The sequence below is a fragment of the Pantoea dispersa genome, from assembly GCF_035783935.1.
GTDB classification, from domain to species: Bacteria; Pseudomonadota; Gammaproteobacteria; order Enterobacterales; family Enterobacteriaceae; genus Pantoea; species Pantoea dispersa_C.
This window is the reverse complement of sequence record NZ_JALKOV010000002.1, coordinates 87,596-102,276: the sequence shown is the minus strand read 5'-3', so window position 1 is coordinate 102,276 and position 14,681 is coordinate 87,596. Positions and strand designations below refer to the sequence as shown.

9 protein-coding genes and 1 pseudogene are annotated in these 14,681 nt (G+C 57.4%); 3 read left to right on the top strand and 7 right to left on the bottom strand.

Annotated features, from left to right (window positions below; genetic code table 11):
- Window positions 1-5: 5 nt before the first annotated feature.
- Window positions 6-5,984 carry an autotransporter outer membrane beta-barrel domain-containing protein gene (locus MXF20_RS05280; protein WP_325968038.1) on the top strand — a complete coding sequence of 1,993 codons (5,979 nt, stop codon included), beginning with the start codon at window positions 6-8 and terminating at the stop codon, window positions 5,982-5,984.
- Window positions 5,985-6,000: 16 nt separating this feature from the next.
- Here MXF20_RS05280 and MXF20_RS05275 read toward each other — a convergent pair whose 3' ends face one another.
- The 6 genes from MXF20_RS05275 to MXF20_RS05250 are packed head-to-tail and all read right to left on the bottom strand — an operon-like array spanning window position 6,001 to window position 12,007.
- Window positions 6,001-7,068 carry a sn-glycerol-3-phosphate ABC transporter ATP-binding protein UgpC gene (locus MXF20_RS05275; protein WP_325968036.1) on the bottom strand — a complete coding sequence of 356 codons (1,068 nt, stop codon included), beginning with the start codon at window positions 7,066-7,068 and terminating at the stop codon, window positions 6,001-6,003.
- 3 nt (window positions 7,069-7,071) lie between these two features.
- Window positions 7,072-7,896: a carbohydrate ABC transporter permease gene (locus tag MXF20_RS05270; RefSeq protein WP_021509079.1), complete on the bottom strand. Its 825-nt coding sequence runs from the start codon at window positions 7,894-7,896 to the stop codon at window positions 7,072-7,074.
- A 9-nt stretch (window positions 7,897-7,905) separates the two neighbouring features.
- Complete coding sequence (locus MXF20_RS05265) at window positions 7,906-8,826, bottom strand: carbohydrate ABC transporter permease (RefSeq protein ID WP_058759118.1); 921 nt, start codon at window positions 8,824-8,826, stop codon at window positions 7,906-7,908.
- Window positions 8,827-8,850: 24 nt separating this feature from the next.
- A complete protein-coding gene (locus MXF20_RS05260) occupies window positions 8,851-10,122 on the bottom strand; it encodes a sugar ABC transporter substrate-binding protein (protein ID WP_325968035.1) in 1,272 nt (423 codons plus the stop codon).
- A 21-nt stretch (window positions 10,123-10,143) separates the two neighbouring features.
- Entirely contained in the window at window positions 10,144-11,310 is a 1,167-nt protein-coding gene (locus tag MXF20_RS05255) for a PLP-dependent transferase (protein ID WP_325968034.1), read from the bottom strand.
- The gene (locus tag MXF20_RS05250) at window positions 11,297-12,007 is read right to left on the bottom strand and encodes a FadR/GntR family transcriptional regulator (RefSeq protein ID WP_325968033.1); all 711 of its coding nucleotides are present in this window, start codon (window positions 12,005-12,007) and stop codon (window positions 11,297-11,299) included. The genes MXF20_RS05255 and MXF20_RS05250 overlap by 14 nt, the downstream gene beginning before the upstream one ends.
- A 186-nt stretch (window positions 12,008-12,193) precedes the next feature.
- Between MXF20_RS05250 and MXF20_RS05245 the strand changes: the two genes are divergently transcribed.
- Complete coding sequence (locus tag MXF20_RS05245; RefSeq protein ID WP_418936831.1) at window positions 12,194-13,885, top strand: glycohydrolase toxin TNT-related protein; 1,692 nt, start codon at window positions 12,194-12,196, stop codon at window positions 13,883-13,885.
- A 1-nt stretch (window position 13,886) separates the two neighbouring features.
- On the top strand, window positions 13,887-14,303 hold the full coding sequence (locus MXF20_RS05240) for an Imm63 family immunity protein (protein ID WP_325968031.1): 417 nt from the start codon (window positions 13,887-13,889) through the stop codon (window positions 14,301-14,303).
- A gap of 57 nt (window positions 14,304-14,360) precedes the next feature.
- Here MXF20_RS05240 and MXF20_RS23410 read toward each other — a convergent pair.
- Window positions 14,361-14,593: pseudogene (locus MXF20_RS23410) on the bottom strand (SymE family type I addiction module toxin).
- Window positions 14,594-14,681 lie beyond the last annotated feature (88 nt).

The following is a 14,681-nucleotide window of genomic DNA, read 5'->3' as shown; positions in this document are numbered from 1 at the left end:
ATAGTGTGTTTAAATTAAACCCCTTGTTACTGAGCGTGCTTGCTGCGCCGGGCTTAATGCTGCCTGCCACAGCGGTGTCGGCGGTGGTATTAAAACCTTTCACCCCCGAGCGCAACGACAATAAAGTCGGTGCCTATTGTTTGTGTAACGGCTCAACGCAGACGCTGAGCGGGGTACCGCGCTTCGCAAGCGGTGAAAGCGGGATGAGCCGCGTCACGCTGGGGGAATTACAAACCATCGGTCGCATTATCAACGATGACTTAATCGGTGTACCCCGTATTCAGTTTGGTGCCCAAAATTATGCCATAGGGATTCCGGACGAAGAAACAGGCAGTTACCGCACTTATCAGGTTTATAATAGTGCTGAGATGATTGCCGCACCGACAATTAATGGCGCAACCGTAGTGCCAGATTATTATGATGTGAACGATAAACAGTATATTGATGCCCGCGTAGCGGCAGTCAGTAATGGCCGGTTAAATATTAATATTGGTCAGCCGGGTGCAGCCGCTAACGCCAGCACCAATAGCTGGTCGATGGCCGCTAAACAGAGCCAGCTATTTACCAGCAGTAATAACGGCCATATTAACTGGGACAGTAATAACCGCATCCGCTTTACCGCTGCCACGCCGCCGTACGGTGGCGATCGGCTGGCATTTGATGCGGGCGGCGTGGTGAATTACGCCGGTTTATTTGATGTCACGCTTAAGGATGGCAGCAGCAACGCGTATTACGTCAGTAACCTCAATGAATTGCGCAACTATAACGACTGGCTGATTGACCAGATTAGCGGCGGCAACCTGAGCCCGGAAAGTTATAACGCTGCGCTGAACAAAGCGTTCAGCCTGCGCGACGGGCGCGTGGTCTACCGTATGAGCACCAACAACTACGATGATGAAGTGGCCGCTGCGCTGGGCGATCAGGTGGTGCTGAGCGCCGACGGGGCAAAAGCCAGTGTGAAAATCAATCGCGGTAAAACGCTGGAAGTGGCCAACAGCGCCAGCGCCGTGATGCGTGCCAGCAACGGGGCAACGGCGATCATCGCCGGGAAACTGGCGACCAGTAATGCGCTTTCGTCCGAAGCGGGCGCGCTGGAGCTGATCAGCGGCGCGCGCGGTATCAATAATGGCGTGATCAACAGTGGCTTTTTTAATGCCGCCAATGGGCGCGGCGTGGCGGAGAACTCCCTCGGTTACGCAGGCACGGCGGTGTCGGCGATTTATGACAGCGAGTTCCGCAACAACGGCGTGCTCAATGTGCATATCGGTGATGCGCCGTGGGGCACCGCCGGCTTATTCCTCGGCAGCAGTCGCGCGGTCAACCACGGCAATATTAACGTCGGCATTCATGATGTGGCGAATGGCTCCTCCGCGGCGGCGGTAAGTTTCAGCGGGGAGGGCAGCTTCGTCAACGCGCGCGACGGCACGATTTACCTTGGCCGCACGCCGCAAAATCATAAGGGCGACGTCACGCAGGATGTCGCGGTCAGCCTCGGCGGTGGCATCAGCGCCATTTCCGGTCTGCTGGATTCCCGCGCCATCAATAATGGTCGCATTGTTATCGGCTCAAAAGTCGAAAACGCCGTTGGCATGCGCATCGAGGCCGGGCCCAACGCGGTATCCCTGAATAACGGTGTTATCGACGTCAACGGTATGGCGCAGGCGCTGCCGCGTGAAAATATCGCCATGCTGGCAATTGATTCCGGCAGCGGCGGTCAGGTGGGCAACCGCGGCACCCTCAATCTGAACGGCTATAACAGCACCGGCCTGAAAGTCATCGCCACGGCGGGCAATCAGGCGCACGCGTTCTCCAGCGGGGCGATCAACGTGGCGGGCGACGCCGACCGCTTTGGTGGCACCAACAATACGGCGGTGTGGGTGCGTGGCGAACCGGGCGGTCACGCCAGTGCCGATATCACGGGACCGATCCGGCTCAGCGGCAAAGCGGGCATCGGGATTCGTGCTGAAGGCCAGTCAACGGTCAATGTCAGTGCCAGCGCCATTCCCACCTCTTACGGCAGCGACAGCATGCTGGATAGCGGACAGATCAGTTTCTACCGTATCGGCCCGGATGCCCGCATTAATCTGCCGGCCAATGGCCGCTACAGCGCCTCCGTGTGGAACGGCACGATTTTTCGCGTCGAGCAGGGAGCGGATTTCGACGGGCGCGGCCTGACATTGTCGATGAACAGCCCGTTTGCGACCGGCGTCTATGGCAGCGGCGCGGGCACCGATATTGCCACGCACGGTGCGACGCTGAACATCGCCAGCTTTGCCAGCGGGCTGACCATCACTGATGGCGCCCGCGCCACCATCGATGCTGCGACGCGTGTTCATCTTAACGGGTCTGATGCCACCGTCGCCATTGCTGACGGTAATCGCTATACGCTGCAGGGTAACGTTGTTAACCCCAATACGCAGTTCGATCCCAACACGTTACTGATCAATCAGGCGGCAATCTACGGCAGCGCCAATAACCAACAACCGTTCACCATTATGAATCATGCGCGGCTGGTGAACCGCGGCGCGATATCCTTACGGGGCGAAGGCGTGACCGGCATTTACGCGCAGTATGGCGCCACGGTTAATAACAGCGGTGACATCAATATTTTACGCAATGGCCGGGCGCTGTTCGCTGATGGCTATCCGGGAGCCGGCGACGGCAAAACCCTGACGGAAATTACCAACAGCGGCACGCTCAATCTCTACAGCGGTCAGAGCACCCGGCAAACCACCACCTTCGGTGCGGTCTCGTATCACCAGCTGGGGTGGATTAACCAGAACGGCACCATCAATCTGTACGGCGATAACGTGGTCGGCGCGAAAGCCTTTGCCGGCGGCCGTATTACGCTGGGCGCCAACAGCCGCGTGGTGTTCCACGATGCGCAGCAGATTGGCTATCAGGCTTTCGATCCCGGCTCACGTCTGATCGTCAACGGCAGCCCGGTTGATGTCAGCAGCCGTAATTCGACGTTGTATGAAATCCGCAACGGCGCGTGGCTTTACAACCAGGGCTTTGGCAACGTCACGCTGAGCGGCAGAGACAGCACCGGCATCGTGGTCAGCGGGACGGATGCGCTGGTATCCAGCACCGATGTTTATCAGGTCACCGGTAAGGGTGCCACCGTGCTGCGCGCCAGCGATCGCGCACAGGGGATCATTACCAGCCTTATCGCGCTGAATGGCAAAAACACTGTCGGCGCGCAGGCGACGGGCGATGGCACCGAAGTCTACGCCGCCTCGCTCATCACCGGCACCGGGCGCAACGCCACGGCGTTTGATGTCAGCGGCGACGCGCGCCTGTTCAATCAGCAGCAGGGCGTGGTGGATTTGCGTGGCCGCAACAGCACCGGGGCCCGCGTGCACGACGGCGGCAACTTTATCAACCGTGGCACGGTCAGCGTCGCCAGCGGCACCGGCGTGGATGTCAGCAGCGGTTATGGTCAGTATGTGCCGGTCGACAGCAGCTTACGGGTGAATGATGGCATCGCCGCGCTGCGCGTGGGCTCCGGCGGCGTGATGAATATTTATGGCGACGGGCAGGGGGCCAGCACGCTGGCAGCTTACGGCAAAGCCGATGGTTTGCTGCTCGACAGCGGCGCGCAGGGTTTCGAAGCGAACGATGTTGTCATCGGCGCTTACGGCAGCGGCACTGCGCTGAACAATCGCGCCGGCATCAGTGATATTTCGCTGAGTAATGTGCGCTTCGAGGCCAACGGGGGCACCGGCATCCGCTCGGCCACCTCGTTCGACCCGGCGGGCAGCGCGCAGATTCACGTCGGCGCAGGCGGTACCGGCTATCGTTTTGAAAATGCAGATGGATCGACTACGGGCAACGATTTAGTTATTGGGCGCGATTATCGCATTGAGGTCAACGGCAGCGGCACCGGCGTGCGTGCCAACACCCGTGGACGGGTGATCGCTCAGGGCCTGATTGATATCCGCGATGCCAACGGCGGTTCGGCGATTGTCACCCGCAGCGCCAGCCATGTGATTAACCAGGGCACCATCCGTTCACAAAGCCGCGTGGCACCGCTTATTGATCTGCGTGGCGGCGAGACGGTGTTTATCAACCAGGGCACGCTGGTGGCGCCGTATGCCGATCAGGTGGTGGTGGCGGGCGGCGCGACCCGTGATGTGGTGGCGCTGCTGGCAGGCAAGGTGACCGGCGAGGTGAACACCGGCGACGGTAGCGACGCGCTGCTGGTCACGGGCGGTACGCTGGATGGCGGCCTGAGTATGGGCGACGGCAGCGCGAATCAGGCGACAGTGCAGGCCATCAGCCTGAACCAGACCCGTCACATCACCAGCGGCGGCGCGGACAGCACGCTGAACCTCAGCCAGTTGACCGCGCGCGGCGGTTCGTTCCGGCAGGACGATCTCACCAAAGGCACCAACCTCGGCGCGGGCTGGAGTACGCTGAACTTTATCGATACGCGCTGGACGCTGAGCGACAACATCAGAATGGCGCACAGCACCATTAACATTGATGCCGATTCCACGCTGTTCGCCGGCGATGGCGTCAACGCGCGGCTGCAGGGCGCCAGCAATGATTCGCTGGTGGTGAACAATGCTGGCACGCTCGACCTGACCAACGGTGGCAACGTGGCCGCGAATACCCTGATCATTGACGGCAATCTGGCCTCTGCGCAGGGCCGTCTGAAGCTCAATTCGACAGCCACCCACAGCGACATGCTGCGCGTTAACGGTAACGCCAGCGGCATCACCTGGGTGGACGACCGGCTGCAGGGCGGCGCGTTGCTGGACACGAATGGTGACAATGTTATTGCCGCCAGCGAAGGTGTTTCGCTGGTGCAGGTGACCGGCAGCGCCAGCGCCGACAGCTTCAGGCTGAGCAGTGGCTATGTGGCGGCCGGGCCGTGGCAGTATGGTTTGTACAGCTTTGCGCCAGGCAGTAGCACGGCCGGCAACGAATGGGACTATCGTCTGGCAAACAATTTCATCTGCAGCGATGGCTCGCTGTGCCAGCCGCAGGCGGGCAGTGCGGTTAAAGCGGTACGTCCGGCGGTCACGCCGCAGGTGCCGTCCTTGATCTCCGCACCGGTCGGGATGGCGTACTACTCGCTGGCAGTCACTGACGATCTGCATAAACGTCTCGGTGAATTGCGCCAGCAGCCTGAGGACAACGCAGAGATGTTTATCCGCTACCTTGGCTCGGATTTACAGTATCACAGCAATCGCGGCCTGGACGCCTGGGGTTATGATTTCGACCTCAACTACAGCGCTGTTCAGCTCGGCGGGAACCTGCTGCGCGCCGATGGCGCTGAAGACAGCGTGCGCGGCGGTGTCGCCTATACGCGTGGCAACACGCGCATTCGCCCGCATGCCGCTGACGGTTACAGCTCAACCAGCTTTGATAGCGATACGGTGTCACTTTATGGCACCTGGCTGCGCAGCAGCGGCGGCTATGTTGATGGCTCGCTGAGCTGGAGCGGCTACCGCGGCGAAACCGACATCGCGCGGCAGAAAGCGGTCGCCAAACCTAAAGGGCACGGCTGGACGGCGTCAGTCGAATCGGGCTATCCGCTGATGCTGGCGGGTGATGTGCGCCTGGAACCGCAGGCGCAAATCAGCTGGCTGCGTATCAACATGGACAGTTTTACCGATGCTGACGGCGCGCGCGTCTCCTATAACGATTACGATCAAACCATAGCTCGGCTCGGCGCCCGCGTGGCGCGCAGCTGGGAGGACAGCAGCCAGAATCAGTACACGCCGTATCTGCGCGCTAACTACTATCGCGGCTGGGGCGGTACGGCGCAGGTGAAGGTCGGCGCCAGCGACAGCGACCTGAGCCAGAACTTTAGCAGCGGCAAATTTGGTCAGATGTGGGACGTTGGCCTCGGCGGCACGGCGACGCTGATCAACAACGTGGCGCTGTACGCCGAGGCGGATTACCGCAAAGAGATTTCCGGCAACGGCGTCAAAGGCTGGCGCTACAATGCCGGGGTGCGCTGGTCGTTTTGAACGCTTAAACGTGCAATTACAGGCGGCGCTGCGATGCGGCGTCGAACAGCATCGCACGTTCGCTGTCCAGCGTGACCGGCAAAATATCACCGGCGCGCGCGCCGGAACGCTGGGTGGTAAACAGCATCAGCGGGTGGCCAAACAGCGAACCGTGAATCAGTTCGGACAGGCCGGTCGGCTCCACCAGCGACACTTCAAGGGGCAGTGCATGCTGTTCACCCGGCTGCGCCAGGCTGATGTTTTCCGGACGGATGCCGTAAATGACGTCACGGCCAGCGGCCTGTGCCGCCCAGTGCGTATTCAATGGCAGCTGAGCGCTGTCGCTGATACGCACGCCGCTGGGGGTCACCACGCCGTTGATGAAATTCATCGACGGTGAACCGATAAAACTGGCGACAAACTTATTGGCCGGTGTGTCGTACAGCTCCAGCGGTGTGCCCACCTGTTGAATAACGCCGTGGTTAAGCACCACGATACGGTCAGCCAGCGTCATTGCCTCGACCTGATCGTGGGTAACATAAACGATGGTGTTGTTCATTTGCTGATGCAGTCTTTTGATCTCCACGCGCATCTGGCCGCGCAGTTGCGCATCCAGATTAGACAGCGGCTCATCAAACAGAAACACCTGCGGCTGGCGCACAATGGCGCGGCCCATCGCCACGCGCTGACGTTGTCCACCCGACAGCTCTTTTGGCCGGCGATCGAGCAGGTGCGTCAGGCTGAGAATCTCCGCCGCTCGCCGGACTTTCTCCTCAATCTCAGCACGCGGTCGCTTTTGAATTTCAAGGCTGAAGCCCATGTTGCGCGCGACCGTCAGATGCGGATAGAGCGCGTAGCTCTGGAACACCATCGAAATATCGCGGTCTTTCGGCGCCACTTCGTTCATCAGCTGACTGCCGATATGGATATTGCCGCCCGTTGCTAATTCCAGGCCGGCAATGGTGCGCAGCAGGGTGGATTTACCACAGCCGGACGGGCCGACCAGCACCACGAACTCACCATCTTTAATGGTCAGATTGATGTCGCGCAGAACCTCAACGTTGCCATAGCGCTTTTCAATTTGCGCCAGCGTAATTTCAGCCATTGTTTACCCCTTAACCGCACCGGCGGTGAGTCCCTGAACCAGATAGCGTTGAATGAAAGCGAAGAACAGACAGGCTGGAATTAACGCCAGCACAGCGGCAGCCATCATTTCGCCCCACGAAACGGCGAATTTAGAGACGAAACTGAGCAGCCCGACCGGAAAGGTCATGACTTCGTTTTTGTTGATGAGCATCAGTGAGAACAGCAACTCACTCCACGCGGCGGTGAAAACAAAGCCGAGCGTTGCTGCCATGCCCGGCAGCGTCAGCGGCATCAGCACGCGGTACAGTGCCTGAAAGCGGGTGCAGCCTTCCAGCATGGCGGACTCTTCAAGATCTTTCGGGATGGCATCAAAAAATGACTGCATCAGGAAGGTGGCGAACGGGACATTAAAGGCGCTGTAAATCAGAATCAGCCCCAGCAGGCTATTCGTCAGTCCCAGCGGGGCCATCACCCGGTAAATCGGCGCAATGATCATCACCAGCGGAAACATCTGTGTGAACAGTAGCAGGGCCGCCATCACCATCTTGCCGCGAAACTGAAAGCGGGAAAAGGCATAGCCGGCAGCCGCGGCAATCAAGGTGGTCAGCGCGGCAGTGCTGCAGGAGACAATGAGACTGTTAATAAAAAACGTCGGGAAATCACTGTCGGTCAATACCTTGGCAAAGTGGCTCAGGGTGAAACCGCCAGGTAACAGCGTCACGCCCTGACTGAACAGTAACCTGTCCGGCGTGACGGCAATTTTAATGATCCAGTACAACGGAAACAGCGCAAACAGCAAATACGCGGCGATGCTGAGACGATGACCGATCAACGGTAACAGGCGCATGCGGACTCCTTACTTAAGTAACTGGTGGCGGATGCGCAGCAGTACCAGCGCATAGCAGGTCATCAGCAGTAACAGACACACCGCCATCGCCGAGGCATAACCAAAATCCAGTTTGCGGTAAGCGGTGGTGAAGATGTAGCTGGAGAGAATCGAGGTTGAACCGGCCGGACCGCCATCGGTCATCACCACGATCAAATCGGCAAAGTTAGCGATCCAGATGGTGCGCAGCATCACGGTAATGGCGATCATCGGGGCCAGAAACGGCAGGGTAACGCGGCGAAACTGCTGCCAGCCGCTGGCACCGTCAATGGCTGCCGCTTCATACAAATCTTTGGGAATCGACTGCAGCGCCGCCAGTAAAGTGATGGCAAAAAACGGGATGCCGAACCAGACGTTAGCAATCACCGGCCCCCACATCGCCAGCTGCGGATCGGAAAGAATGTTGTAAGGTTCGCTGAGAATGCCTACGTCGCTGAGCCATTGCGGCAGCGGACCCACTACCGGGTTGAGCAGCCACGACCAGGTCAGGCCGGAAAGAAACGCCGGCACCGCCCACGGTAAAAACACCAGCGCCTGCACCCAGCGGCGAAAGCGAAACTCGCGGTTAAGCAGCAGCGCCAGCGCGAGGCCGAAAAAGAACTGCAGCAGCAGTGAACTCAGCGTCCAGTTAAGCGTATGGCCGAGTGCACGAAAGAAGCGGCGATCGTCGAGCATCTGCGCAAAGTTCGCCCAGCCAACCCAGCCGCTCTCCAGCGGATTGAGCAGGTTCATGCTCTGAAACGCGTAAGAAATGCCGATTGCCATCGGCACGAAGATGAACAGGGCGATCAGCAACAGGCCCGGTGACAGATACCACCATGGCTCAGCCAGCCGGGTCCAGCGCCAGCGGCGGCGCGCCGGGCTGGCAGGAAGAGAGATTTCAGGCATCATTTCAGGGCTCCGGTTTCCGCGAGATTACTGGCTGGCGAGCCAGGCTTTTTGCTCTTTACTCAGATAACTGGCCCAGTCCTGCACCATATCTTTGGTGTCGTTTTCACCCAGTAACGTCTCCTGGCTGCTCTCTTTCACGATCACCGAATTGAAATAGCCCCAGCCTTTGAGATGGGTCGGCATGGTGAGTGGCACATAATTTGGATCGTTCAGCTCCTTAAACCAGCCGGCAAACTGCGGCGTCTGATAGAACGGATCCTGTTCCGCACCTTTATAGATGGGCAGCGTGCCGACAAATTTCGCCCAGGCCAGGTTGTTGGTTTTATTACTGAGGAAGGTAATCAGCGGCCAGGCGACATCGTTTTGTTTACCCTGTTTGAACATCGCCCAGCCGGTATAACCAATGGTTGGGAAGGCTTTACCGGACGATCCGACCGGCATGGGTGCCACGGCAAAATCCTCAGCCGCCATGCTATTTTTAATCGCGATCAGCGCGTCCGGATCCTGATCGAGCATGGCGCATTTGCCGGAATAGAAGCCCGAGACAATCTCGTTAAAGCCCCAGTTCACGCTGTCTTTAGGCGCGCCGCCTTGCTGATACAAATCAACCAGCAGTTGTGCTCCCTTCATCGCGCCCGGCTGGGTTAAGGTGCTGTTACCCTCTTTATCAAAGAAGGCAGGCGAGCCGTTCATCGCGGCCATAAACATCATCCACGCATTGGTTCCCCCCACACCGCCGCGCATGCAGTAGCCGCTGATACCGTTACCTGACTGACTAATACGCTTCGCGTCGCGGGCAAACTCTTCCATGGTTTTTGGCGGCTCACTCAGTCCCGCCTGCTTAAACAGCTTTTTATTCCAGAACAGCGCTCGCAGGTAAAAACCGTACGGCACCATCGTGGCTTTGCCGTTCGCGGCGCGCGCCATTGCCAGCGTTTTATCAGTCAGCTGGGCGCTTTCAGGCCAGCTTTTCAGGCGCGGTTCAAGATCTTCCAGCATATTGTTGCTGGCATATAAGCCTTGCCAGGTGTCGGGCATCTCCACCACATCCGGCACCTGTCCGCTCTGTAACATGGTGCCCAGTTTTTCAAACGCCTGGCCCCACGGCAGCGAAATCAGCTCAATCTCGGTACCGGGATGCTGCGTCTTGTATTCGTCGAGCATTTTTTGCAGCAGCGCAGTACGTGGCGGGCTGGTGATGACTTCCACCACGGTGAGTTTGGCGGCGAGGCTGCAAAAGGCGCTGCCTAAACCCACGGCGAGTACCAGGGCTTTCAGGGCGAAACGTGTTGTCATGGCTGGTTCTCCGGAGCGTGATTAACGGTGAGTGGCGGCAGCAAGTGCCTGATTCAGGTCGGTCCAAAGATCGTCGGTCTCTTCGAGTCCAACGGAGATACGGATCAGGCGCGGCGAGACACCAAAATCCTGTGCTGAATTAAATTCACTGGCCTGATTGATAACCGAAATCGCCGGCATCACCAGGCTTTCGAATCCTCCCCAACTGACGCCCATGTGGAACAGTTGCAGGGCATTGCAGAATTGCGGTATGTCGACCTGTTCGGTCACGGCAAAGGAAAACAGCCCGCTGTAACCGCGCAGCGTGGACCACTCAGGGGGATTGAGCCCGGGATGGCAAACCGCGCTGACCTGCGGATGGTCACGCAGCTTTTCCGCCAGCAGCAGAGCGCTTTGCTGATGCTGCTTCATGCGCAGCGGCAGCGTGCGCAGGCCACGCATCAGCAAAGACGCTTCGTTCGCAGACAGTTTGCCGCCGAGGAACGGACTAATGTGACGGGCAATGTTGTTGATGTGCTGCTGGCTGGCAATCACCAGGCCGGCCACCACATCGCTGTGGCCGCTGATGTACTTTGAGGCGGAGTGCACCACGATGTCGATACCACACAGCAGCGGCTGCTGGAATATAGGCGAAGCCCAGCTGTTATCAATCAACGTGACGACGCCTGCATCGCGCGCCAGCGTGGCCAGCTGCCGCAGGTTCTGTTCACTCATCACCCAGCTGGAGGGACTTTCCAGATAGAGCAGGCTGGCGCCGGGCAGCGCGGCGGCCATCGCCGCGTCATCGTCGCCATCAACAAACTGCGTCGTGATACCGAAACGCTGACAAAAGCCGCGCAAAAAGCGGTACGTATCGGGATAGACATGATTGACGCAGACCACTTTCGCGCCTGGCTGAACCACACTCAGAATCGCGTTGCTGATGGCGGCCATGCCGCTGGCAAAGGCGAGGCAGGCGTCACCGCCTTCCAGCGCGGCAACTTTATCCTGTAGCGCTTTGACCGTCGGGTTATCAACGCGGGAATAGAGCGGCTGGTCGCTCTCGCCGCGAAAGCGGGCGATCATGCTGTCGTAATCGCTGAAGGTAAACAGCGAAGACTGATAAATCGGTGGCGTCACCGCGCCCTGTTCATGGCGCTGGTCGTGGGTCAGCAGCGTCTGTTGCGCAATAGGTTTAGCGTTTGGCATGGATCACGTCCTTCATGTCGCGTTCAGTGATATCAAGAATCTGGTGGCAGAGGGCGCGCGCGGCCTGACTGTCGCGGGCGCGGATGGCATTAAACAGTTCACGGTGCAGGGGAAACGAGTCTGAAAACAGCGCCTGTTCGGGTGGTGATTCGAAAAAGGCGTGCAGCGTGTCGTAGACGCCGTTAAGCATCTGCAACAGCAGCGGATTACCGGCGGCGCGATAGATGCTGGTGTGAAACGCCCAATCCTCCGGTCCGGCGGAACCGATAGCCAGATGCACACGCTCCATCTCATCCAGCCGCTGTTCGATTTCCAGCAGGTCGTCGGCGCTGGCGCGCTGCGCGGCCAGCACGCAGGATTCGGATTCAATGATGCGGCGTACTTCCAGCGCATGCAGCATGTTGGCGGAGTCGTTTTTAAAGCGCAGAGAGAGAAAACTGTCGTGCAGACCGACTTCCGCCTGCAAAAAAGTGCCGCTGCCTTTTTTGCGCATAATGATGCCGAGCGCTTCCCAGCGCTTGAGCGCCTCGCGCACCGTATTGCGGCTGACCCCCAGTTTCTCCGCCAGCTCGCGTTCCGGCGGCAGGCGACTGCCCGGCTGCGCGCCGGCATGCGCCATATAGCGCGTGAGCGCATCGAGGATCAGCGTATCGCTGCGCGTGGGAATGATGGGATGGAGTTCAGCCGGGTCATGCATCGCTTTGCCTTAATTGGTCCAACATCTCTACCAAAGGCTTAGCAACCTGCATGCCATAATCGTGAGCTTTTGATTTAGCGAGAGATTTGATGCCGTAATAAGCGCAGATTATGAGATCTGCTGGTGCAAAAAGCGCCACGGTGCACCGTGGTGTGGCGGTGCTTAGCCGTTGCCCAGGGAACGATAGTGGTGCGCGACCAGGCAAATCAGCAGCAGGATGTTGCTGCACTTAGCCGCGACACCGAGCACGCTAATGACAGCATCAGCCCGATTTTCGACAAAGAGAAGGAGCAGAAACGCCTGCAGACGGCTCAGCTGATCGGTGAACCAGGCAGCCAGGTTGCTGATATCGCCCGGACGCAGGGGCAGATTGAGGCGACGGAAGCAGGTAAGAAGGAATTGGCAAAAAACAACATAAACCAGCCGGATGCCGACGCGCCTGCGGCTGAAAAGAAAGCGTATCAGGAAGCGCTGGAAAACAGCAGTGATTATAAGAAGGCCATGGCACTCTGGGGCACCGGCAGCGATATCCAGAAGGGGATTCAGGCGGCGACTGCGGCGATTCAGGGTTTGGCGGGTGGCAATCTGGCGCAGGCAGCCAGCGGCGCAGCGGCACCGTATCTGGCCGAGCAGATACACAAATATACCGCTGACAATCAGGCCGCAAAAGCGATGGCTCATGCAGTGGTAGGTGCGGTAACATCGTGGGCGGCAGGCAACAGCGCGGCAGCAGGCGCGACCGGTGCGGTCAGCGGAGAGCTGATGGGTCAGTTGATCATGCATTCGATGTATCCGGGTAAACAGGTCAGTGACCTGCAGGAGTCGGATAAGCAGATCATCAGTGCACTGAGTACCCTGGCTGCAGGTCTGGCAGGCGGCGTGACCGGTGGCAGTAGCGCCAGTGCGCTGGCCGGCGCTCAGGCAGGGAAGAATGCGGTTGAGAATAACTGGCTGAGCGTGCAGGAAGCCGACAGAAAGAAACAGCTGGAGACGAAGCGCGATTATCTGAAACAGGAACTGACACCGGCTGAAGCGAAAGAGCTGGCGACGATTAATCAGACAGATAAAGCGCGTGATGAAGCGATAAAAGCGGTCTGTACGGATGGTAATAAAGGTGGTTCAGCCTGTGGTGCGCTGATTGGCCCGGCTCAGGAAGCATTTAATAAATATGGTGAAAATGCGACCTACTCATTGTTGTACAGGGATTTATATCCACAGGATGTGAAAAACCTGGAAAGTGTTTTGCAGGGACTGGATGCAGGCAGTATCAGCCGCGACCAAGCCATAACAGCAATAGCACAGGCGTCCGGTGTGAGCTGGGAAACAGCAGCAGGCCGTTATGATATAGCAATGCAGACTCAGGAACTGGCTGCCGCTCTGGCGGGTGCTTACGGGCTGAAGAGTGTAATTAAGGAACCGACAAAAGAGAGTTCAGCAAAAAAACTATCTCAACCTTCAGCCGGAAGAACGGCAGAGCCAAATAGAAATGCTGCTGATGAGGAAGCTTCAGGGTGGTCACAGTACGATAAATACCGTAATGAAAGCGGAGACTGGAACTGGCCTGCAAAATTAGGTTTTGCCGAAGAACCAGTTAAAACAACGCTTCCTGTAGGCACTCATTTGGATAGGTATGGCAAGACAAATGGTTCTTTCTTGGCACCACAAGGTACGCCCCAGGAACAGCGCGCTTTAGCACCTGGCTCCTTAGCGGATAAGTACCATGAATACGTTGTCATAAAACCGTTGCCTGTTATGCAAGGGAAAATAGCCCCTGCTTTTGGTGAACCTGGCGGAGGTATTCAGATTCTGCCTAATATGCAGGAACGAGTAAATGTACAATGGTTGTTAGACAACAAATATCTTGAGAAGGTTAATTGAAATGCTGTTGAGTATTAATGATCTTCAAAAAAAAATAGATACGCTGGTTTTGATATTAGGTTTTCCGGTTCACTCTGTTAACCTTTGCTCAGCACCTATTGATGATGGAACGCCTTATATTTCATTTGAAAATGGAAAGTATAATTATATCTGTTCCGAGAGAGGATGTGAGTTCTCTAGAAAGGTTACAGATTCAACAGATGAGTTACTTTATTGGATTATGTATGATTTTATACATGATGTAGCAGTCGAGTACGAATTAAATAATCGGATTCCTGGTAAAGATAGTCGGCGTATTTATTTTCCAAAGATTATTGAGCTTATGAACAAAATCAACATCGAATGGGGAATAAAATCTCGAAAACATTTTGAAGAAATTCTTGCTGCCAGTCCTTACGATGATAGCCTCTACTTATAATCTTAACTCAATAAATCCCGGCCTTAGTGCCGGGATTTTAATCTACAGATCAGTTAATTACCCTTCATTCGCCAGCCGGATGAGCAGTTGCCCCGGCCCGGTGATCACCTCGATCTTCTGCCCGGTCGTGAAGCCCAGATGCTCCAGCCAGCGGCCTTTAATGGTGAGCTTTGGCAGCGGGTTCGGCTGGCACCGGTTAGGCCGCTAGCCGACCTGTAATGATGCGCCTGTAGTCCGCAGGCAGCGGTTGTGGGTGTGCGGGTCTCTGACTCATGATGCGTGTCAGCCATGATCAACTACTTCTTAGTTGCTCATGGTCAGTGGGCTGGGGTGCTCCAACACCTCAGTTCAGCGTCTGTTAATTACTCCGTTTTACCA